Annotated in this window: 16 protein-coding genes; 2 read left to right on the top strand and 14 right to left on the bottom strand. The window is 38.1% G+C overall.

Annotated elements, in window-relative coordinates:
• Positions 1 to 5 precede the first annotated feature (5 nt).
• From ACK1I8_RS21315 to ACK1I8_RS21285, 7 genes are all read right to left on the bottom strand, one after another.
• Complete coding sequence (locus ACK1I8_RS21315; RefSeq protein ID WP_412467263.1) at positions 6 to 3,119, bottom strand: SusC/RagA family TonB-linked outer membrane protein; 3,114 nt, start codon at positions 3,117 to 3,119, stop codon at positions 6 to 8.
• Positions 3,120 to 3,174: 55 nt separating this feature from the next.
• Positions 3,175 to 4,266 carry a DUF5007 domain-containing protein gene (locus ACK1I8_RS21310; protein ID WP_412467262.1) on the bottom strand — a complete coding sequence of 364 codons (1,092 nt, stop codon included), beginning with the start codon at positions 4,264 to 4,266 and terminating at the stop codon, positions 3,175 to 3,177.
• Between the two features lie 36 nt (positions 4,267 to 4,302).
• On the bottom strand, positions 4,303 to 5,412 hold the full coding sequence (locus ACK1I8_RS21305) for a discoidin domain-containing protein (RefSeq protein WP_412467261.1): 1,110 nt from the start codon (positions 5,410 to 5,412) through the stop codon (positions 4,303 to 4,305).
• Between the two features lie 11 nt (positions 5,413 to 5,423).
• Positions 5,424 to 6,941 (bottom strand): RagB/SusD family nutrient uptake outer membrane protein, encoded by a 1,518-nt coding sequence (locus ACK1I8_RS21300; protein WP_412467260.1) that lies wholly within the window; start codon positions 6,939 to 6,941, stop codon positions 5,424 to 5,426.
• A 34-nt stretch (positions 6,942 to 6,975) separates the two neighbouring features.
• Positions 6,976 to 9,990, bottom strand: a complete 3,015-nt coding sequence (locus tag ACK1I8_RS21295; RefSeq protein WP_412467259.1) for a SusC/RagA family TonB-linked outer membrane protein — start codon at positions 9,988 to 9,990, stop codon at positions 6,976 to 6,978.
• A 533-nt stretch (positions 9,991 to 10,523) separates the two neighbouring features.
• The gene (locus ACK1I8_RS21290) at positions 10,524 to 12,059 is read right to left on the bottom strand and encodes a SulP family inorganic anion transporter (protein WP_412467258.1); all 1,536 of its coding nucleotides are present in this window, start codon (positions 12,057 to 12,059) and stop codon (positions 10,524 to 10,526) included.
• Between the two features lie 203 nt (positions 12,060 to 12,262).
• On the bottom strand, positions 12,263 to 13,321 hold the full coding sequence (locus ACK1I8_RS21285; RefSeq protein ID WP_412467257.1) for an SDR family oxidoreductase: 1,059 nt from the start codon (positions 13,319 to 13,321) through the stop codon (positions 12,263 to 12,265).
• Between the two features lie 91 nt (positions 13,322 to 13,412).
• Here ACK1I8_RS21285 and ACK1I8_RS21280 point away from each other — a divergent pair, with 91 nt between their 5' ends.
• A complete protein-coding gene (locus tag ACK1I8_RS21280; RefSeq protein WP_412467256.1) occupies positions 13,413 to 14,201 on the top strand; it encodes an AraC family ligand binding domain-containing protein in 789 nt (262 codons plus the stop codon).
• A gap of 233 nt (positions 14,202 to 14,434) precedes the next feature.
• Here ACK1I8_RS21280 and ACK1I8_RS21275 read toward each other — a convergent pair whose 3' ends face one another.
• Positions 14,435 to 15,589, bottom strand: coding sequence for an aspartyl protease family protein (locus ACK1I8_RS21275; protein WP_412467255.1), 1,155 nt, complete (start codon positions 15,587 to 15,589; stop codon positions 14,435 to 14,437).
• 265 nt (positions 15,590 to 15,854) lie between these two features.
• Between ACK1I8_RS21275 and ACK1I8_RS21270 the strand changes: the two genes are divergently transcribed.
• Complete coding sequence (locus ACK1I8_RS21270) at positions 15,855 to 16,268, top strand: VOC family protein (protein WP_412467254.1); 414 nt, start codon at positions 15,855 to 15,857, stop codon at positions 16,266 to 16,268.
• A 320-nt stretch (positions 16,269 to 16,588) separates the two neighbouring features.
• Here the strand turns inward: ACK1I8_RS21270 and ACK1I8_RS21265 are convergent, their stop codons facing one another.
• The 6 genes from ACK1I8_RS21265 to ACK1I8_RS21240 all read right to left on the bottom strand — a co-directional run bounded on the left by ACK1I8_RS21265 (position 16,589) and on the right by ACK1I8_RS21240 (position 24,202).
• Positions 16,589 to 17,878 (bottom strand): HlyD family secretion protein, encoded by a 1,290-nt coding sequence (locus tag ACK1I8_RS21265; protein ID WP_293788733.1) that lies wholly within the window; start codon positions 17,876 to 17,878, stop codon positions 16,589 to 16,591.
• Positions 17,879 to 17,950: 72 nt separating this feature from the next.
• Positions 17,951 to 20,137 carry a peptidase domain-containing ABC transporter gene (locus ACK1I8_RS21260; RefSeq protein WP_412467253.1) on the bottom strand — a complete coding sequence of 729 codons (2,187 nt, stop codon included), beginning with the start codon at positions 20,135 to 20,137 and terminating at the stop codon, positions 17,951 to 17,953.
• 73 nt (positions 20,138 to 20,210) lie between these two features.
• Positions 20,211 to 21,089, bottom strand: coding sequence for a beta-1,6-N-acetylglucosaminyltransferase (locus ACK1I8_RS21255; protein WP_412467252.1), 879 nt, complete (start codon positions 21,087 to 21,089; stop codon positions 20,211 to 20,213).
• A gap of 11 nt (positions 21,090 to 21,100) precedes the next feature.
• Complete coding sequence (locus tag ACK1I8_RS21250; protein WP_412467251.1) at positions 21,101 to 22,420, bottom strand: hypothetical protein; 1,320 nt, start codon at positions 22,418 to 22,420, stop codon at positions 21,101 to 21,103.
• Between the two features lie 34 nt (positions 22,421 to 22,454).
• Positions 22,455 to 23,912, bottom strand: coding sequence for a TlpA family protein disulfide reductase (locus ACK1I8_RS21245; RefSeq protein ID WP_412467250.1), 1,458 nt, complete (start codon positions 23,910 to 23,912; stop codon positions 22,455 to 22,457).
• Positions 23,913 to 23,965: 53 nt separating this feature from the next.
• Complete coding sequence (locus tag ACK1I8_RS21240; protein ID WP_412467249.1) at positions 23,966 to 24,202, bottom strand: hypothetical protein; 237 nt, start codon at positions 24,200 to 24,202, stop codon at positions 23,966 to 23,968.
• Positions 24,203 to 24,236 lie beyond the last annotated feature (34 nt).

Below are 24,236 nucleotides of genomic sequence, written 5' to 3'. Positions count from 1 at the left end.
TATTTTTAGTTGCCTGTATTAAGTTCTAAGTTTAAACCAATGTTATAGGTACGTGGTACAGGATAACCATTAGAAATATCGCGGCCTAATGCGGTTACGTTCTCCGGATTGGGGCCACTATACTTAGAAAAGGTGATTAGGTTATTGGTTGAAGCAAATATCCTGAAATTAGCCAGACCAAATCTCTGGATCAATTTCTTATCGAACATGTAAGAAAGTGTTAAATTGTTAATTTTCAGATAGGTGCCACTTTCCTGCCACAAGGTTTGATCAGCCCTTAAGGGTTGGATATTTCCATAACGGCTAAAATCATAAGGGTAAGGGTATTTAGCTACATCTCCGGGTTTCTGCCAGATATTTAAATCGCCCAGGGGTACTACCGCATTCAATGCATAAGGATCTCTCATGATGGCAATACGATCTGCGAGGGCATTATTTAAGATTGTTCTATCTGCGGTATAACTGGCATACACGTTTAAACCCCATTTTTTATACCTCATGGTTAAGGATAAACCACCCGTTAGCAATGGTTGTGAGTTTCCGGTAATTTCATAATCCCGGCCATCCAGAATATAATCGCCATTTACATCTTTCAAAATCGGGTCGCCGCCATAAAAGAAAGTATTGTTTGTTTGGTATCTTTTCCCCGTAACAGGGTCTACCGGTACGTCTGCATCCGTTTTATAAACCCCCTGGTTAATTCTTAAATAATTTGACAGGGTATTTCTGCCTACGCGGAAAACATTGTGCTGCAGGTAACCGGAACCATCAAAGCGGATATACTGTCCGTTATACTCTTCAGGCAATTTTAACAGCACATCTCGGTTATACGCACCGTTTATGGAAAAAGATAAATCAAAATCCTTACTGGTAATGGCTTTCACCATTAAGTTGACTTCGGTACCATAGTTGGCGATACCCAAATCGTTACTCGACAATTTATTAAAACCTGTAGTATTTGATAAAACGCGATCGAACAATAAATTATCTACCTTTTTAAAATAACTGTCTACAACGATCGAGAACCTGTTTAGAAAACCAATATCAAAACCAATGTTGTACTGACTTGTGGTGGTTGGTTTTAAAGCAGGATTAGGAATTAAATCGTAATTGATACCAATGGTTTGTGTATTGTTATAATTGCCATTGAGGTTATAAATACCATAAATACTTTGAAGATTGCCTGTTGGCACAATATTCTGGCCCCATGTTAACCTTAAACTCCCATAGTCTAGCCATTTCTGATCAATTAACCAGTTTTCTCTGTTAAAATTCCATCTTAAACCTACTGAAGAGTTTTTAGAATAAGGATTTTCCAAACCGCTTGACGAGGTTCCATCTAAACGGTAAGAAAATTCGGCTACGTATTTTTTGTCGTAATCGTAAGATAGCGATCCTGCAAAAGAGGCAATTGTAGCGTTTTTATAGGTACCTAAAACACCACCACCCCTTGAGTAATAACCATCGTAGCCGAGTGGCCCCTGAAGCTGATCATTTGGGATCCTTTCCTGCCTGCTGATGGATGATTGGGCACCCAGTTTATAAATTTCATTAAAGGTATTGATGAAGAAATTGTGTTTTTCACCCAATGTTTTTGCATAGGTAATGGCATTTCTGTTATACAACTGAAAATTTCTGCCGTTATAATCATAGAGCTTGGCAAATGATCCATTTGCCGCAGCCGGTGTAAACGTTGTTTCGGTATCTGATGTATAATCGTAACTTAAGGTAGATGATGCTGCCAAACCGGGTATAAATTCGTAACGTGCATCAATGTTTGCCCTTAAATTTCTTGAGTTATTATCGTTTAATGTTTGCAAAGCAGATAATACCCCGCCCGATGCCTGATAAAAAGATGGAGGAGGTAAAAGTGTTGACGCCTGACCGTTAGACGCTACACCTGATTGAAGTAATCCCGCACCGTTACCTTTATTCTGTTTACCCACCGAGCCATTCACAAAACCGAAAAACCTAAATTTATCGTTCGGTTTAAACTCCATGTTCATATTTAAGTTGTAACGGTCATAACCGGTATTTTTAATTACCCCTTTTTCGGCATAATAACCCATATTGGCTTTGTAATTAAATTTTTGGTCGCCACCATCTAAAGCCAGGTTATGACTCTGGTTAAAAGTAGTTTGATAAAACACGTCCTGCCAATCGGTAGAGTTATTGTAATAGGCATTTAAACTATCGGCAAGGAAAGGAGTATTGCTGATTCCCCTGATCTGGTTGATGGTTTCCGCGTTTAAAATAATCTGCTGGATTTTTAACTGGCGTTCAGAATTACCGCCTAATGTTTCGCGTAATTTAGGTGGCGCATTCACGAAAAAGTTAGATACATACTTAATCCGCGGCACTTTAGAGTTCCCTCTTTTGGTGGTGATGATGATTACCCCATAAGCTCCTCTTGATCCGTACATGGAAGTGGCCTGCGCATCTTTCAGGATCTGGATATTTTCAATATCTTCCTGCGGGATCAACGAAAGCGGACTCACGCCAGGCCCCTGCGTTTGAAAACCAAACTCTGCCGCCTTATCTGCATCTAGAGGTACACCATCTATGATATATAATGGCGAAGTGGGTTGTAAAAATGAATCGTTACCACTTCCCGAAATGCTTAAGCTGGATAAACCACGAAGCTGTACGGATCCCCTAAAACCCGGGGCACCGGTATTGTTCTGGATGTTTAAGCCTGGAACTTTACCCTGTAAAAGGGTTTCAATGTTTGATACCGGAACGTCAGATACATCTTTACCGCTAAGCACTGTTACCGATCCGGCAGTTGTTTCTTTTGGTCTGTTCTGGTAAGCGACGATAATTACATCATTCAGATCTTTACGGTCTTCGCTAATGGTAACCGTAATATTGGTTTGACCGGTGATTTTGGCCGACGCGGTATTGTATCCCAAAAATTTAAATAAAAGTGTGCCGCCAACCGGTACATTAACCGAAAACTTTCCGTCGCCATTGGTTTGCGTCAAACCTTTATTTGTGCTTTGCAAAATAACTGATACGCCAGGCACCCCCTGTTTGGTGTCTTTATCGAGTACCCTACCATTTACAATAATATTTTTTTCTTGCGAATAGGCATTCGTACAACATACTATACCTATCATAAGTAATGTATATAGAAGTATATTTCTTTTCATCGTAATTAACTTTATTGATCAACTATTCGTTAGCAAATTTTGGGTTCTCGTTTTTGAAATGAAAGACGATTTCCCAGTCGCCAGCCTTATAAATAGCGAAATCGACGCCGAAACTGCCCACTGTACGTGTAGTTCCAAAGCCAATCCGGGAATAACTCAGTTCGGCTTTTGCCCTCGATCCGCCCCTGGCGTAAGATGTAGGGATTTCTACCAATGGAATAGGATAAGCAACATCGTACTGAACATACTTATCGGTTTTTTGAATATTGAAACCATGGATCATCTTATCCCAAACCGTTTCGTTAAAAAATTTCGGATCGATCGGTAATGAATCTTTGCCCAAAACCACTATGCGTAACGAATGGCCGTTACCGCCTGAGGTAAACGGACGGATGTACACCACCACATCCTTTTTATCATTGTTACTCACCAGATTTAAATTTGACGTAGCACCAATCACATTATTCAGATAAGGACGGATGTAATCTCTCCGGTTTTTGTCTAAAGGGAATTTTGGATCAGGTGCAGGCAAACCGGTATAGGCATTAAAATCATTCGATGGCTCGTAAGGGCGCTCTCTAAAGGGTCTGATCTGAAAGTCTCTGATCAGCCGCTCTCCTCCAGAGTTTTTAACCTTAACATCAAAAAAGCGGGTATCCTGAGAAAAGTTCGTACTGTCAGTCGGACGGGGTTTCAGGATCTGGTTAGTTGCCGATGGCCATAAAATGAATTCACCTGATGAGCGTATTTCAAATATAGGATGCGTTTCGATTTTTCTTTTTGCCTCAATTTCCGCCAGGCTTTTTTCCAGCCCGGTATATGGCGCGGTCCAGACATAAGTTGGCGCCGTTGTAAAAAGATCATTTACAGGCCTTCCATCACCAAACCTCACGTTTACAATTTCAAACGTGATCGGGTTGGTTGAATTATCGCTGTTAAAACCCCCGATAAGGTTGGTTCTTCCGATGATTGGCTCGAGAATTTTATTGCTAAAATTTACATTGTTGCTGATATAATCTTTCTCATCAGGTAAATTGAAAATCTTTTTACAGCTACTGAAAAGGGCTGCAGCAATTAAAAAGAGTGCAAAATATTTATATATGATCGATTTCATCAGACTATTTATTTTAAGGTTTCTATTTCCCATCACTTATTTCGTTTTGTTTATGGTAAATTCAGCCAGCTGGAATGTGCCGCTGTTTCTGAGTTCGGTAATCACAATACGATAAAACTTGTAAGCAACCGTATTGGCACACCTGAATACCTTTTGCTGATATCTTTCTTCAAAAAAGAAGTTAGACCTTCTATCCAGTTCAACCCAATTCGAGCCGTCCATTGAGCCCTCGTAAGTCCAGGCTTTCGGATCTCTCTCGTTGGCATCATTGGCAGACGTTAGGGTATATACAGACGATACAGCAGGTGTTTTAAGTTCAAACCTCATCCATAATTCGCCCTGTAAATCGGCCAGGAATTTAGTATGGTCATCACCATCAATTACTTTTCTTGAATTTTCTCCACTGGTTATACCTCCGCCATTTTCGCGGTTGGACGAAAATATACCGCCTATCTCCAGATAAAGGTTTGGTGGTGGTGGTACAAAAGTTAACCGGGTAACAAATTCATTAAAGCCAAATACGTGATCGGCACTGATCACATGTACAATACCATTTTTGGTTCTAATGTTATTGGATGATGTGGTACTGGTTGCCCAGTTGCGAACGAATTTGCTTTTTTTGGTATTATCGAAATTAATGATCTCCGGTCCGGCACCAACCTGGCCGGAAGCCGATATTTTGGTTACACTCGCATGCATAGGATAACCGATGCGTACGCTGTTTAGGTCTAAACCATCCTGAAGTTTTAACGAATCAGTTGTTTTTTTGCCTCTTATAATGTAATATGAGGTCATGGTATCTAACTGCACGGCATCGATATTGGCCAAAAAAAGTGGATCTTTATCCGATAGTTTCCTTAATGTATTTAAATTCCTCAGCGCCAATTGAAAGCTTGGATTACTGACTGCAAATAAGGTAACATTGCTATCAGTTAATGTTTTTTTCAAACCCATCCTGTCAATAGCGACAATAAGCGAATCGAAAACGCCGGGCTTGCTTTTCAGGTAATCGTAAGTATTACCAGAAAAAGTTACATTCTGATCTGGTGCATCATAAAATCCTCCATTCTTTTTGCAGGCCTGGTTGATTAGCGTTAGCAACGATAAGATGGCCAATGCGCCTATATATTTTATTGAATTTTTCATATCCGTAATCATTAGCGCCAGTAAGCATTTTGGGTTAATAAACTGTTTTGAGAAAGGATTTTTCTGGATATTGGCCAGTAAATTCCGCCGGAATTAATGAGATTCATAAATCTGGCATCGTTCTGTTTGATTTTGTTGTATCGGATCAGATCATACCACCGGGAACCTTCACCCAGCAACTCGCGGTGGCGCTCCTCAAAGATTAGTTTGATAATATCGTCTTGAGCCAGATTAAAAGAGAAGGTGGTACCCTCTTCAAACCTTCTTGCCTGAACAATTGTCAACTCATTTATTGCACCGTTTTGATCGCCCAATACGGATAGTGCCTCAGCACGCAGCAGAATAATATCTTCCAGGCGGGTAAAAACCAAGGCACTGGTAAAATACCTGAAGTTTGGATCTGTTCCCCCACCCTGGATTACTTTGATTTTGCTGAAAATAGGATACTTACCATTGAGGTTGGTAAAATATCGTCCATCGTATCTGGCCTGGCCTAAAGTATCGACCGCGAACCTTTGATCTTTTGGAAGATTGAAATATTTCAGGATCGAATCTTTTGGAAGGTAGATATCAGGAACCGACTTGGTCATCACCGGCTCAGCCAAAGTCAACTCTTCAATATGCCCGGTTGATGAACCATCCACATGACCATAATCAGAGTTGAAGCCAAACATCTGCCTGGTATTTTTATTGTAGAAAAATCCATTAGAGTTCGATAAATCGGCACTTCCGGTAAAACCGCCGGCGCTTCTGCCGTAGTTATCTTCAACAAATTTGGCATATTTGGAAACATTGGTATAATCGCCATTCCAGGCTGCCAAATGAGCTAAAACCGCGTACGCCGTAACTTTTGTAGCCAAAGCACCGCCCCATCTTCCCGAACCTTCATTGTAATAATCGGTTGGCTGTTGCACATCACCACCGCTGTAGATAAAGGGCAGATCGGCAGCTGCCTTTAGTATCTCCTGCTCGGCCCAGGCTAAAATCCTGGCCTGGCTTTCGCGGGCTTTATTGGTAAATTTGCCTTCGTCTGATGAGGTGATGAATGGAACATCGCCCCATATTCTCACCATGTAGAAATAAGCAAAAGCCCTTAAAAACCTGGCCTGCGCAATATCCACCGTCATGTTATTGCTTGTATAACGTTTATCAGTTTCTCTTACATGGGCAATATTTTCAAGAAAAACATTGGCACCGTTAACAATGGCATAAAACCTCGTCCAATCAGACAAAGCCTCCATTACAGGATAGGCGGCATTTAAATTATTACTGATTACGGCCTTTAAATCCTGTCTCTTCGGACTTAAAAACTCTCCGGTTCTTACATCGCCATAAATCCAGTGACCGTTGTTATCTGATAATGCAGCACGCGTTAAAGCATACACCCCCAAAATTCCGGATCGGGCATCCTCTACCGTATTCCAGGCATTTTTTTCGCCTACAACCCTGGTAGAATCGGTTTCTAAAGCTTTATTACAGCCCGAAAAGGCCATTACAGAAACCAGTAGTGTGTAAAATATATTTTTCATCTTACTTGATGTTTTGTTCGTTCTTGTTTTCATCTTATAGCTCCATTTTAACACCCAGAGTATATGTTCGCGGAATGGGTTGACCATAACCGGTATCAATACCGTCGAAGCTCACCAGTTCGGGATCCTGGCCGGTATAAGGCGTGATGGTGAAAATATTGCTTACTGCACCGTACACGAAGAACCTGTTGATTTTGATGTTCTTCCTACTCAGCAAATTACCCAGTTCGTAGCCCAATGAAACCTGTCTTAATTTTAAGAATGAAGCATTCTCCAGGAAGAGATCCTGATCTGCACGGTATGGGATTACCGTACTCCAAGGGTTGTAAAGTGGATATTTCGAGTAATCTCCCCGTTTCTCCCAGAAGGTAATTTCTTTAACAGAGCTGATATCAGTATTGCCTTCGCGGTTAACAAAATCAAAACGGTTAGCCATCTCCTGATTAATTAGCTTTCTGCCCAGGTTAAAGTAGAAGCTGGTACCCAAACTCCAACTGCCATATCTGAAGTTGTTATCGAAACCACCTGAAAGAGTTGGTAAGGAGTGACCTTTCAATACTTTATCGTTATCATCAATGGTGTTATCTCCATTTTGGTCTTTCCAGCGTGGATCACCTGCCTTTAAAACAATTCCCTTGTATTTTAATTTTTGTCCGTTAACGGCTGGCACATCGGCATCTGCCGTATAAATGCCATTATTTTCCAATAACCAATATTGATCTACCGGCTGTCCAACTTTTAAAAAACGGTTACCCACTACCAACTGATCTAATCCTCTTGGCAGTGCTTTTAACTCATTGGCATTGTGATTAAAGTTTAATGCCGAATTCCATGAAAATTTACTTTTTGCGATGACCTGCGCACTTACGGTAAAATCGATACCCATGTTATTTACAGACATGCCACTTTCTATGGCTTGTTTATAACCATATTCTGCATAAGCCGGGATACCGATCAATTGGTTTTTATCGGTTTTGCTGTAAAGGTCAACCGAAACATGTAAACGGTTTTTTAACATCGCCACATCAGCACCAATATTAAGTTGATCTGAGTATGACCAGGGCACACCATAACCTACCCAGCCAAACTGGTAAGGGCGGGTTAATACCCCAAATGCATTATATCCCGGCACCGTTAGGTTACCCGTATAGCCTACTGAAGCGGTGTACTGCGGCCCCTGTGTATAATTATCGTAACTGAAGGTACGCCCCATTCTGCCCACACTTGCCCGTAATATCAAATCATCAACTAAGCTGTTACCTTTCAAAAATTCGTTTTTGAGATTCCAGGCGGCAGAGATCGTTGGCGAATAAAACCACCTGCTTGTGGGTTGTGCGTTTGAGGAGCCATCCAAACGCAATATGGCTGATAAGAAGTATTTATCGCTAAATGAATAATCAGCTTTTCCATAGAAAGACAATAAGTTATCTTCAGTTTTATCTAAAAAACGATAGGTTAACTCTCTTGGAAAGGCAACCGGAGTTAAATAGCCTCCATTGTCCGAACCATCATCGTTTTTAGGTTTAGAATCAAGCAGGTTGATTTTTATATAATCGTTAACACCTTTATAAGCATAGGCATTGCTGTATTTATAAATATCCCATTGCATGGTTTGCCCTAAAGCAAAATGAAAATCATGGATTTTATTCAGGTTTAAGTCATAGGTGACCTTATTATCCATCATTAACCTTTGGCTAAAGCCATAATAATTGGATGCATAACTGTTTCCCTGTAAAAGCGTTCGGGCATAGAAAACATCCCTGTAACCCTCACTGTAATCGGCGTTAAAAGAGGAGATCACTTTAAACTGGCCGAAAATCCCTTCTAATTTGGCATAACCTTGAATAGAGTTGGTTTTATTATCATCGAAACCTTTCTTGTACTGTTCCAGATATGAACCATAGAAATCTTTATTTGGCGGGAGAGGCGCACTTAAATCAGGGAAATAATTAAGCTGTGCAAAGCGGTCGCGTAAGGTTTTATTTCTATCGCGGTTTAAGCGGTTCGCATTGATCATCGTAGAAAACAATAACCATTTGGTTGGCTTCATGTTAATGTTAAAAGTAGCGCTATAACGGTCTATCCCCGTTTGGTCGGCTACTCCTTCGCTTTTGGTATTACCTAATGCAAATCTAAAGTTCGCCCGATCCGTACCACCGGCAAGTGAGAAATTAATGCCATATACCAGCGCATTTTTATAATATAAATCGGTCCAGTCTGATTTTCCACTATACACATTGTTTAGTGAATCGCTTAAATATACCGGATACTCTTCATCGTCAGAATACCTGCCGTTTGTGGTATATACATCATAAAAGCGCTGCCTGAAATCATTCTCATATTTACCATTGATGGTATTTACAAATGGCTTTTGCACCATGCCGATATAGGAATTGAAAGATATGGCGCGGTATTTACCAACGGCTGTTTTTGAGGTTAAAACAATTACCCCATTAACCCCTCTTGGCCCGTAAACAGAGGTTGAACCTAAATCTTTAAGCACTTCTACTGATGCAATATTATTCATATCGATACCAGTCAGTAAATTGGTTGCCGGACCAATTCTATTAAAATCGAATTGTTGTATATCGAAGGCAAAAGGATGCTCACGTACCAAAGGGATTCCATCGAGTACCACCAAAGGCTGGGCATCGTACAGATCTTTTTTGGATAATAATGGCATTGCAGCTCCTCTTATGAACATGTTCTGTATGGAACCAGGTTCGCCAGACGGTTCCTGAACATAAAGGCCGGCATAATTGCCCTTTAAATTCTGTTGCAATGATATTGCAGGGAAAAGTGCCAAATCCCTGGTATCTTTTTGTACACCTCCAGACAATTTGTTGTAAAGTGTTTTTTTCCTGATCTGTTCAAGACTATCCTTTCTTAAGGAGTCTTTAGGCGATACGATCTTTATTTTAGTTGTATCCTGAAAGATCAAATCGTTAATTACAAAGCCTTTATGATTTTTTTTGCCCGTAGCATAATTCGGTAAAACGTTTAACGTAAATGCTGCAAAAAAAGCAAGGCACGCCCATAAGTATCGCATAGTTAATGGATCTTTTAATTGGTAAAAAAATGATTGCTAAAACTTATTTTTTCGGAAACGGCAAGACATGTCTTAAATAAAAAGAACAGGTACTTGGGTAGTAATAGTAAGGGATTCTCATAAAATTTAGTATTTGGTTAATTCAAATATATAATTTGCTAAAACGTTTTAATAGCAAATTGTCATTTTTATGAAATTTTTATAAAACACCACAATAATATTTAATTCTATCAAAATAATTGTCAAACAGACAGGTAAAAAAATAAATATTATCAGCATATCTTGCAAAAGTAACATCTTAAAAAACAGGATGTAAGGCTTTTTTTTTCTGAAGACACAATATACAGAACATTTTTCTGTTACTTTTTACTTGAAATACTTAAACGTTTTATTAAAAAACCGGAAATCTGAGAAAAGCGATAACGTTAATTGCTTCTCTATAGCTTGAATATTAGTATAGCCCTGGTTATATTGCGCTTAAGAAATTAATATAACCGAAAAAGGAGCTACGCCTAAAAGAAAATCTATACAATTTATTTTTCGGTTGCCACCCGGTAGGTAGGATCTTCTATAATATTTACTGTAATAATCTGATCAGCATTTTTCAACAAGCGCCTGCAGTCGCTACTTAAATGCTTTAACTGAAGTTTTTTGTCAACAGCCCGGTAGCGCTCAGTTAGTTTATTCAGGGCATCAATGCCCGACATATCAAAAACACGACTGTGCTTAAAATCAATGATAACCTGTTGCGGGTCATGGCTTAAATCAAAGAGCTCATTAAAATGAGTAACCGATCCAAAAAATAATGGTCCGTATATCTCGTAAGTTTTTATACCACTGGCATCGGTATGTTCATTGGCCCGTATATGTTTAGCGCTTTCCCAGGCAAAAACAAGCGCCGAGATAATTACACCAATGAGCACAGCCAAAGCCAGGTTATGCAGCCAAATGGTGATCACAGCCACCAGGACACCAATGATAATATCCTGCATGGGCATTCTATTGATGACCTTAAAGCTCATCCATTCAAAAGTGCCAATGGCTACCATCATCATGACACCAACCAGCGCAGCCATCGGTACACGATCGATTACCGGGGCACCGACCAAAATGATCAGCATTATAGTTAAGGCCGCAATAATCCCCGATAGTCTTGCCCTTGCACCAGCTGAAAGGTTAACCAACGTTTGGGCAATCATCGGACAGCCACCCATACCTGTAAAAAATCCGTTTGTAATATTGGCAATTCCCTGTGCAATACTCTCCCGGTCTCCATTGCCTTTAGTTTCGGTAATTTCATCAACCAGGTTCAACGTAAGTAAGCCTTCCGTTAAACCCACACCTGCCATAATGAGCGAATAAGGAAAGATGATTTTAAGCATGTCCAGATTTAGCGGCACTTTCGGAATATGAAAAGGTGGAAAACCGCCATTTACTGAAGCAATATCTTTAACCAATTTAGTATCAATCCCAAAACCCAATACTATAAGAAAAACCACAATAATAGCCACGAGCGAGGATGGAATGGCTTTGGTCATTCTGGGTAGAATAATCACTATGGCCACCGTGAGCAATACCAAAGTCAGCATGATATATAAAGGCATGCCGCTTAACCATTCTAACTTGCCGTTAACCGGCGTTTTAAACTGCGCTAATTGAGACATGAAGATAATAACTGCTAAACCGTTAACAAAACCGAACATTACAGGCTGTGGAACCAGCCTCACAAATTTGCCAAGCTTGAATAACCCAACCATAATCTGAATTAGCCCGGCCAAAGCCACCGCAGCAAAAACATATTCTATGCCCTGGCTTTTCATCAAAGCAATGAGTACAATTACCGTTGCACCGGCCCCACCAGATACCAGCCCTGGTCTTCCACCCAAAACGGCAGTAACCAAACCCATTATAAAAGCAGCATACAACCCGGTTAAAGGAGGGAAACCGGCAAGAATAGCAAAGGACAGTGATTCCGGAATCATGGTCATGGCCACCGTTAAACCAGCAAGGATTTCCGTCCTGTAATTTATTTTTTTTGAAAAATCGAAAAGTTGCAGATAGGGCTTCATCAGTTAAATTATTGGGAACCGCAAATATCCTACTTTATTGGGATATTAGTTCTTTATAAAAGCAGAATAGCGATAGCTTAACTAACAGTCTGTCGAATAACTACAAATAAACGCACTTCTAATGCCTGGCATCAGGATATATTTTTTTAAAAGGCTCCAAAATACACCTGTTTCTTAATTAAAAGTTATCCATGTTGACTAATTTAGTTTGGAATAACCTTTTTGCTTTTAAGTTCATCAAACAGATCGAAAAGCATTTTCTCAGTATCAATATACTCATGAAAGCCCATTCGCCTGGCTTTGGAACCATCTGAGAAGAAATCATAGTCCCATGAAAAAACAAAGTCGCCAAAGGCCCATGAAGACACCTCTTCATAACTGCACTTAACGAGATTATATTTTTCCTGCAACTGCGACCATATCACCGATTTGTCGGCCATAATGGTTTGCAAAGGCATTTGAAGCGGCGGGGCAGTATCCATTTTAAAATAAGCTGCAATTTTAGGCCAGATATCGTTCCAGCGGATCAGATCTCCATTGGTAATATTGAAAGCCTGATTGGCACATATCGGGTTTGTGGCAGCCCAAACCGTAGCTTTAGCCAATAACCTGGCATCTGTGATATCTAAAAGCTTATCATAGGCACCTGATTTACCCGGAAAACGCAAAGGCAAACCCAGTTCTTTAGATATAGATGCATAAACCGCAATTACGGAAATCAGATTCATTGGATTGCCCAATGCGGTACCTGCAACCACTGATGGACGAAGGGCAGACCAATTCCATTTTTTACCCTTTTGCGTAGCCTCCAGAAACTGCTGCTGAGCTACATTAAATTCCGGAGGCATATGCCCGCCATCGGTTTCTTTTGCGGGTGTTTTAAAAGGACCATAATGTGCACCGTATACCTTGTAACCCTGCATTAAACTAATATGCTGTAAGTCTTCTGCAATACTTTCAATAATATTAACGACGTTTATAAGCATTTCTAAATTAGGTGCTACAAGCGCTGCCCACGTGGATTTATCCTGATATGCAGCATAAAAAATGTGTGTTACCCCGGTTAGAGCGCTCAATTTTTCCTTAGTTTCCGCTGCATTGCGCAAATCAACAGCAATATACCTGGTTTTACCCGTATCGTGTCCACCCCGACGGGATAGCCCAATAATATCCCAATCCTCAAGATGCTCTAAATGGCTGATTAAATTGCTGCCAATTATTCCACTTGCTCCTACAACCAATGCGGTTTTACTTTTATTCATATCTTTTTGATCTACTCATTTAATGATGTAAAGATCCAAATGACCAAGAGATATTTTTTTGTAAAATAGTATGATAAATTTGTATAAATCTATGATGAAAAGATATGTCCAATTTCAGCCAATTGTTATTTCAGCATTTGAAACAGGCAAATGGCACCACCCCGTGCATCGGCATAATCATTACGAACTGATTTACATTAAAAGCGGATCTGGCCGGCATGTCATCAATGAAAATCCTATTCCTTACAGAGAAGGAAATCTATTCCTGATTGGCCCGGAAGATGATCATCGTTTCGAAATTGACAAAAAAACACTGTTCATTTACATCAAATTCACTGATATATACATCCATCAAGCAGAAAATAATTCAGCCGGCTTACAATACCTGGAATACCTGATCAAAAGCCGGGAAACGCATTTTCTAAGCTTTAATTTTACTGTTGATGATCAATTGATTGTAGCACATATTATTGCACTCATCTTATCACTTAACAACAACATGTTGCAAAATGAAGCTTTGATCTGGTCGCAGATTTTAATGCTTTCCGTAATCATACAGCGGAACATGCCTGAAATCAAAAGTAATGCACAACGCTCAAAAGACATTCAAACCGTCTTCTGTTACCTGCACAAAAACATTTATCAGCCGAAAAATTTAAAGGCAAGTATCATGGCAGCACATTTTGAGCTTTCAGCAGATTATATAGGCCCCTATTTTAAAAGAAATACAGGTATTACCCTACGCCGATATATCCATGATTACCGTAAAAATTTAATCCGACTACGGATCGAAAGCGGAAGATTCGGATTAAAACAAATTGCTGCAGAATTTGGCCTTGTGGATGAAAGCCATGTGAGTAAACTGATGCGAATCGTCTGAAATCCATAATTTAAAGATTGGAAAATGTAAGATGAATTGATCCGGAATCTGACGTTTAGCATCCATCTTACAAAAGTCGGGACTGGCTTTCGGCTGAAAAAACCTGCAGCAATGAAGATCCATCGGGAGATTTATTCCTGTTAAATCTTTATGTCATTTATATTGATTTAATAAAATACCCATAAGTTTTTTTTCAAGTTCCCTTATTGTTTTTAACAGTAAAACCAATGAGATTAACTCTTTTGGTCTGCATAAGCCACATCGTAAAGATGATTGGGTTTTAAATAAATCACATTGTTTTGGAAATCGAAAACCGTATTGAATCTTTTCAGAATATCGGTTCCAAGATAATGAACGTTGGTACCTGGCATGGGTTTGCTCTGTTCCATCACCTGAGCCGGCACATTCTTCAGTTCAAAATTACCAATCTTCAAACTTTGGAGTTTTACTGTGGTTACCGGCACTTCATTCCCTTTTATCCCATGCATCATTACCTTTTTGATCACTTCCATCTTTTCGGTTGGAAACTTCATTTTTCGCAGCAGATCGCGATCAAGCATGGCGGTGCGCTGGTAACCTAAATCAAAGAAAAACAAGCTTTTATTTTTGGTTCCGCTTTGCGAAATTTCGCTTTCTATAAAAGGCTTGTTTTTTATATAGGTAATCTTAAACCGCTTGTACTGTTTATCTTTTGAAATCTCTTTTGGCAGGGTAGAATGCACCATCATTTTATTTTGATCATAATCCAAAGCTACAATCATACCATCAAAGATATCCCAGCCTAACAAACCATCGGTTTCATTTCCGGCCAATTCAATATCATAAATTTTGCTTTTGTAAGTATGGTTTCCAATTTTGATATCATAATCGGTATGGTAAAGCTTTGGCTTCGATTTCACTTTTGTGGTCAGTGCAGCATTGGTAAGATCAATATCATTTGCACCTGAATCAAAGTTCATTAACAGCGTATCCGTACCATTAAAAACGATCGGCAGGAAATTCGTATTGTATCTGTTCACAAAAAAAGGTATCGAGTCGTGAATTTCAGGTGATAATTTACTAAAGTTTTTTAGCGCTGGGGCGGCGATTTGCGTCAGGCACGAATCTTTCCCGTTTAATAAAACAATAAACTCCTTTTTTTGCCCGGGGCTGATGTTAAAAACGATCGAATCGACATCTGTTTTGAATTTTACCTTTTTGGATTTTGTAAACTTACCCGTAGTAAAAACATCAGGTTTCACTTTGGGATTGATATACCAGCGTGACATGGCATCATGTCCTTCATAAATTTTTGCCTGACCAGCATTTGCCCTTATCACTGGTAGTTTGTTTTGAGCGAAAAGAGAAAATGGAAGCAAGAGGGTTAAAACAGGCAATATTTGTTTCATGAGCGATAAATTGGATTTAAAAGTTTAAAAATTACACGGGAATATGAACAGCTACCATCAAAAACCAGAACTAAAGATAAAAAGAATCATGAAGCTTTTATAGCACTCCATGCATTTAAGTCTGGAGCAGCGCATACCCTCTTGGATCGTTCAAGTGATTAGCATCATGCAGATCAGTCGTGTTTAACCCCTTAACTTGTCGTTTTTACACACGAACATCCGTAACTCATGGTGGTATCTTTGGATAATTAAATAAGAAAAGAATATGGCAACTCAAATTTTTGTCAACCTGGCTGTGAACGATCTTGACCGATCAATAGCATTTTTCACCAAACTCGGCTATACTTTTAACGCGCAATTTACCAACGAAAAAGCAACCTGTATGATCATCAGCGATACAATTTACGTGATGCTGCTCACCAGAAGCTTTTTCCAAACCTTTACCGAAAAAGAAATCACAGATGCCCACAAAGCTATAGAAACCTCTATTGCCATATCTGCGGAAACTAAAGAGGCGGTTAACGAAATGGTAGATAAAGCAGTAGCCGCCGGTGCCACCATCCCTAATCCGGCTACCGATTATGGTTTTATGTACCAGCACAGTTTTGATGATCTTGACGGTCACCACTGGGAATATGTATGGATGGACCCGAACGGCATGCCGGAACAGCTGGGGTAGTTTGTATATCGTTTTTAAGTAAGAAGCAAGCAAAGGATTCTGCAGGGCTTACTTCTTACTACCATTGCCTAATGAGTATGGATAATGGCATGACACAAGAGAAAATTACTATAGAAATACGTAATTCATTAGGATAATTAGAATTTTATGCTCACAGTAAGTGAAAGATGGTATTTAAGAGCAGATATTCATTTCGATATTAATGCTGGTTCCCTGGGCTTCAGATGACATAATCTCAAATTTCCCATCTAAATAAGCTACCCATTGTAGATCCTTCAAACAAAATTATCTTAAAAATGGCCTATCAAATTCCATTTACACTATCTACCCTGGTCAAAAATCTTTACCATATTTCTTGCAAATCTTTGCAACAATGAGCTTTCTCTTGTAAGAATCTCAGCATCGGCTGTCATCCCGGGCTTCAACCTAATTTTATGTTCACTGTCTTTTTGTTCCAATTTACCGAACTCAATCTTTGCTAAAAATACACTATCTTTCAGCGCGAAGTCGGTAATATAAGTCACACGCCCTTTGATCATCCCAAATTCTTCAAAAGGATAGCTTTTTAGTTTAATCAGTACTTTTTGTCCAGAGTGTACCTTGCCCATATTGTATTGTGGTATCTGGACCTCCCCAAAAAAACTATTGTTTCCAGGATTAACAATAAAAAGAGGCTGATTAATTGCTACATTTTGGTTTTCCTGTAAAATTCCAACGTAGCTAACCCGTCCCGCCGTATTTGCTCTTACTACATACTTCATGAGCCAACTTTGCGTTTCATTGACAATAGTGTTAAGTGATTGTAAAAATTTGCCCTGTTGCTCTCTAATCGTATTTTCCAAAGCAGCCAACTCTTTTTGTTTGGCTAAGTATGCACTACTGTTGTTGAGCAACGCAGTTGCCGTTTGTTGCAGAGGATATTTCCCTGATAAATATTTATTTTCCTGTTGTTTAAACTCACTCTGAGATATAACATTCTTACTCTTTAGCTTTTTATAGGCCTCATATTCTTCAGCAAAATTTGCAAACTCCTGTTCTTGTATTTTTTTTTGTTGAAGGATAAGCTGCTGAAGCTTTTTTATTTCCTTAAGATCTTTTTGCAAATATTCTTTTTGGTTAAGATAAAAACCCCCATGCTGCGTGCTTGCGAACTCAACATATTGCTGGTAAAACACTTGGAAACTTCCTTGTAGTTCACCAAGATTAAGTCCATTAGTTGTAAAATCAAGTGTTTTGATAGGCAGACCTAAACCTACTTTTTTACGTAGTGCATTCAGTTTTTCAGCAAGTAATATTACGTCTTCATGGCTAGCAGTGCTTTCAATAAATGCAAGAGGAGCATGGTTTTTAACAATCTGATCGTCCTTAACCAGGATTTTGATTAATTTACCCGCCTGATGAGAAATAACCTCTTTCGGGGCATTGAGCGAACTTACTTTTAAAGTTGTTTTCACCACATCAGGATAACGAATGAGCGCTGACAGCAGTATAATAGATAATAATACGATAAAGATCAAAGCTATGCCACGTCTCAAAATCCATGAGGGTACAGCGGTGATAATATCGTTGACCTCATCGCTATGGCTATATGCATTGGGTGGCAGTGGCATTATTGGATTTAATTTAGTTATAGAAGATTCAGTTTATACTTTCAAAAATGTTGATAAGTTAATTAGTATTGATTAGTTCCCTAACTCTAGCTGGTTTTTAACCAAGTTATAATATATACCCCTTGCTTTTATTAACTCAAGGTGTGTTCCCTGTTCAATGATCATCCCTTTATCAACAACAACTATTTTATGAGCATTTTTTACCGTACTCAACCTGTGTGCTACAACAACTACTGTACGTCCTTCAAAAAAGTCGTTCAAGTTATCCATAATAATACTTTCGTTATTAGCATCAAGTGCATTGGTAGCTTCGTCAAAAAAGATATATGCTGGATCTTTATAAACTGCACGGGCAATAAGTATTCTTTGTCTTTGACCCGCGCTGATGCCATTTCCTTCTGCACCAATAATAGTATTAATGCCCAATGGTAAAGACTCAATAAGATCTTCTATATTAGCGATCTTTATAGCATGACGAAGTTTTTGATCATCTGGATATTCGTCTGCTACGGCTATATTTTTTGCGATTGTATCCGAAAATATAAACCCATCCTGCATGACCGTTCCACACTGTTTACGCCAAAAACCAAAGCCAATCTGATTTAACTGACCCGTTCCAACTTTAATATCGCCCTTTTGAGGAATATAGAAACGAAGAAGTAACTTTAAAATGGTTGTTTTCCCGCTTCCACTCATACCCACAATTGCCGTAGTTTTTCCTTGCGGTATGTTTAAATCTATTCCCTTTAACACAGGGTCATTACCTGCGCCAGGATAAGTAAAACTGATGTTGTTTAAGCTAAGGCTTTGGTCTTTAGGAAGCTTGTTTAAGAAGGATTGCTCCATTGGTTCTTCATCATTCAACTTATGTATTTCGTTCAACCTTTCTAAACTAATTTTTGCATCCTGAAAAGATTGTATAAAACCTAAAAGTTGTTCTATCGGACTATTCACTTGCCCAATGATATATTGAACGGCCATCATACCTCCCAAAGTCAAATTTCCATCAATTACCGATTTAGCAACCAAAAAGGTTATTAGAATATTCTTTCCTTCATTTATAGCGAAAGCCCCGGCCTGCTGTATCTGACCGAGAGAAAGACTTTTTATACTGAATTTAAAAAGGCCAGCCTGTAAACGTTCCCATTCCCAACGCTTTTGTTTTTCACAATTATTTAGTTTTATTTCCTGCATGCCACCAATAAGCTGAACAACACTGCTTTGATTCTTGGATGAAATATCGAACCGCTTGAAATCTAGATCTCTGCGTCTTTTTAAAAACGCCATCACCCAAAGGGCATAAAGGATGCTGCTAATGATAAATATGACGAATACACTTATGTTATAATATGCTAGCAATATTGTAAATATTGCTAGGTTGAACATTGAAAAAATCGTACTCAAAGTTGAACTTGTTAAGAAAGCTTCAATTCGATGTTGATCATTCATTCTTTGCATGATATCACCTGTCATCTTGGTATCGAAAAAGCTCATGGGTAATTTCATCAATTTGATTAAAAAATCAGTTAGTATCGAAATATTAATGCGAGTGCTTACGTGCAATAAGATCCATGAGCGGATAAAATCTACGCTTAATCTTCCCACAAAAAGCATAGTTTGAGCAATAAGGATGATATATATAAAATTTAGGTTCCGGGTATTAATGCCGATATCAACTATCGACTGAGTTAGAAATGGAACAATAAGCTGTAATATCGTACCCACACCAAGTCCCATAAATAACTGACCAATCAGCTGTTTGTATCTATAAAGATAACGCCATAAAAAACTAAAATTTAAGCCTTCATCCCTGTCGCCCTCCAGGTCGTAGAAATTGGGAGTAGGAGAAAGGATAAGTGCTAGTCCTTGACCCTCTTCTTCATTTTTTGTACCAAACCAAAACCTTCGAAATTCATTCTCGGAATATTCAATTAGTCCTTTTGCCGGATCTGCAATATAAAAATGATGGCGTTTAATTTTATACAAGACTACGAAGTGATTCTGTCTCCAGTGTAGGATTGCCGGCAACTCGGTTTCTCTTAGTTGTTCTAGCGTTAACTTACTTCCATAGGTGCGAAAACCAATTTTTTCGGCAGCCTCACTAATTCCTAACATAGAAACTCCTTCCCGATTTATTCCGCTGATATCTCTTAATCGCTGTAGCGTAAAATTTTTCCGATGGAACTTTGCGACCATGCGTAGACAGGTAGGGCCGCAGTCCATCTGGTCGGGCTGTTTATAATGTGTAAAGGTTTTCAATTTTATTGATGATTGTATCTTAGCTAACAGTTTGATGTAGGTTATTGAAATATCTCCTCAATGATTAGATATCTTATTTCAATAATTTATTTTTGAAATATAAAATGATTTCCTTGTCTATATTTTCGTCGAATTTGCGAGCAAAGATTTTTCTCGATTGATTTAACCTTCTTTTATCCATTTGGTCAAATACTTTAGGTATTCCAGGATTTGTAGTCCAATCAATCAACCGAAGATTATCATTAATTATTTTTTCTTTGTAAGTTGAATTAAGCAATATAGTTTGAAAAAAGCTTTCATCAGGTATGTGACTATACTTGAAGAAATGAATAATTCCAGGGGTATTATTAAGGTAGTGAATAATATATTCCATACATTCAGCAGTCAGTGTCCACCATTGGGAACCACCATAGACTTCTTTGATTCCTGCAGGAAGAGCTCGAATCATCCCAATTTTTTTTTGCGCCCTTACTAGACTGTAGGCATCTTCATGGCTATCTAAACACTCGGCTAACCAATAATAGTTTACTCTTTCCAATCCACCATCACCTCCCCAACGTTTGTTAGGGAGTTTAAAATAATCCAAGTATTGCAGGTTTTTTCCATTTTCCAAGTAGGATGCTATCGCTTGTGAACTTTTAATAGGCAAATCCATTCCGCTATGAAGAGAAAGATAATCAAACCTTACAGTATCATTTAGCGCCTCCAAAATTAAATTTAAGGTAGCCTCGACCATTGTGAAACCTCCCCAGTTAATTACTATGCTTTTTTTGCAAATATGCCAGTTGCTACTTATCGTTAGCTTTTTTAATTCTTTTATGGTGGTTGATTTATGTAAACGTCCATCCAAGTGAACGAAACAGTAATTTGGCGTTTTATAGCTGAGCAGGTCAATTAAGGTCGCAAGTTGTTTGATATTTTGATGAGCTAAGATTAGATAGGCGATTCGCATAATTTAATTGATTAACTTGTATACTTGATATATGCTCGTTGAATTTTTTCCAGTCGGGCTTCAGTTCTTTTGAACATAGTTTGAACAAGCCCAGGATTCTCATTATGCTGCCACGTAATATCTGAATAACCGAAGTCTTTTTGCCTGGAAATAAATGGATATATGACCATTTTGTTACTTGTTAGGCTTGCTAATTTTATATCTGCTATCACATTGTTATCATAAGCTTCATTCAATATCCGATCGAAAAATTTGCTGTATACCACTAAAAATTGTGAAGCTGAAGATGGGTGAAGCCAAAATCTATTTACAGATAAAGGAATCGCACTGTCAAACCCAGCTGTTCCACCCGATAGATAATCTATCCCTTGTTCATGGGCTTCTAAAATATTACTAAATAAATACTCTTTTGAATAAAATTCGGTAAACTCATGATCGTCTTCGCAAATGATTATGACATCATCTTCGTTTTGAATAGCTATTCTGATAACCTTAATAATACTTTCCCACAACCCGACAGCACCAATTTCATGCTCACATGCTTCAATGATATTTAAATCGAACTCCGGTTTCCCTGAAAATTGATTTTTTATGCTTTCCAAACGTTCAACGCGTTTTGCCAAATTGATAACATAGGTTGGTATAACTATATTCTCCATATGTTCAATCATATCACTAGAAAGATTTAGTAATGGCTTGTAGTGCTTATATACCCTAATTAGTTGACGTAGCGTTCGAGATACATTTTTAAACGCATAAGTAACTTGCCCTGCAAAATTATTAATAACTGTAACGTCTGAATATCCAAATTCTTTTTGGGTTGAAATAAGTGGGTAAATCATCATCACATTATCCGTTAGGTCACATATACTGTAATCAATAGAATCTCCTTTTTTAAATTTCATTTCTAAAAAAGAAGAATAGAATTTTTGATAAATAATGGTAAATTGAGTTCCAGAGAAGTTATCAACCCAGAATATATTTTGTGATAGTTGCATAGCTGAATTAAACCAACTTACACCACCCAATAAAATATCTGCATTTTGCGCTTTTGCTTTTGAGATAGATTCATCCAATTTTTGTGAAGAATAATTTTTTGTGAATTGGTGGTCATCTTCGCAGATAATTACGTATTCAAGATTTGCTTTTTGAGCTTTAGAAACTATCTTAACAAAATTCTGCCACAACCCTAATGCACCATTCTTATGTCGCTTAGCTTTCTGTATTTTCAATGCAAATTCACTTCGCCCTTTGAATTCGTTTAATATATGAGCTAGACGTTCCGTCCTTTCGGTTAAATTAATAATGTAAAGTGGATGCATTTTTTTCATATTACTGCCTATTGTTTATAAACAACTTGTTTTACTAGAGATATTTGTTTATTATTCCAATTAATTCCGAACTTCCTGGGTTTGGTGCATTTTCATACACCAGCTTTCCTGTCTTATCGAATAGTAGATAACGCGGAATAGTCTTAAGATTTATTTGCTTTAGAATACTGGATTCTTTTGGATTAATGAGTAGAAAATTATATGCATCAGAATTTAACCCTTCTTCAATTGATGCTTTTTCCCAACTACTTAATTTTTCGTCTATAGACAGATAGATAAATTTAATTTTTTTATTAGAAAAAGTCTTTTTCAATAGTCGTGATGCTGGCATAGAGGCACGGCAGGGTACACACCAGCTTGCCCATAGATCTACATATAGAACTTGGCCAGGTAAAGATTTGATGAGTTCACTAAATTCAATTTTTTTTGACGACATTTTGCTTATCAACAAAGATGATCCTGATTTTGTACTTATTTCTACCATTGGATTATCTGCCAGATAATTCTGATAAAAACTTTCCGGCACGTCTTCTTTAAATTTTTGTTTATATAATTTAAATACATCTTTAGGCTCCTGTTCTTGTACCATTTGCAGGCTGTAACGCAACATAGCATATCGGAGAGAGGTATCTGGGAACAACTTTCTTGATAGCTGATAAACTTGCTTATAGTCTGGAGAAATTCTTGAACCACGCTGTATTCTGTTAATCCCCGACTTAGAGCTCCATAAGTATTTCCATATTAAAAAATTGTGAAAATATCCATTATAGAAATAGCGCTTGTCATTCAGGATATTTATAGAATCGGATTTTTCTGGAAAAGCGTTAAAATATTTTGAATAAGAATCATCTAAAATTCCATGGCTGTAAAACTCAAAATTGTTCTGGTTTCGGAAAAATGAAGCAATAACTGGCGATAATTTATTGTTTTGCTCAAGCGAATCAATAAATTTTTTTTGATTAACATAATCAGATTTGATAAAACTGAATTTGCTTTCTGAGCTTAAGATGTCCTTACTCATTGTAAGCATTCCACTACTTATCAAAGGTTTTAAATATCTTTTTTTGTACTCCAAAGAGTAATTCAAATCATAATGAGGGAGATTTTTCGTATCGGTGGCGAGCGGTATGTTTTTTCTAAAATTGATAAAAATTGTATCGCCATTCCTAAAATGATAATTGTAATTCACGTAACTGCTAAACAGATCCACCGCTATAAATTGCCTTTTCGAAGCAAGTAAGATGGTATCATTTCCTGATCTATTGCCTAGATCATTTTCTTTTAGCATCATATCATCATCATAATAGCTAATTTTATTTTGAGTATAGAACTCTCCCTTCTTTGGCTTTTTCATTAACGGGTTTTTAAAAACCACGATCACTACCTGTTTTAATTTTTCAGTATCCTTAACATCATTCCTAATAGATGTATCGTTGCTACATCCCAGTAAATAAGACAAAGCCAAGCTAAGTATCATCATCAATTTTTTCATTTAACATTATTTTCTTTAAAGTAGCGGATCGGATCCGCTACTTTTTAGGTAATTTAGTTCCAATAGCAACTATCGCAGCACCAGTTGGTTACCGTGCCGCTCACTTGGCCATTATTCCAGGTACCTGATCTTCCCAAGCTACCTTCCGCTTCACTTCTGCCTCCTGAAACCGAGTACCAATTTCCATTAATTTTGACACCGCATGATCCGCCTACAACTTTTTTCATTTGTGCTTTGGTTAGCACTTCTCCTTTGGCAAATGCCGTTGGTTTTAAACTAAGTTTTTTCATTGTTTTAATATTAACTTTGTTGTTTATGGTTTTG

Source organism: Pedobacter sp. KLB.chiD (assembly GCF_047040275.1).
Taxonomy (GTDB): domain Bacteria; phylum Bacteroidota; class Bacteroidia; order Sphingobacteriales; family Sphingobacteriaceae; genus Pedobacter.
Note: the sequence above shows the minus strand (reverse complement) of the source record. Positions and strands in the feature narration are given on the sequence as shown.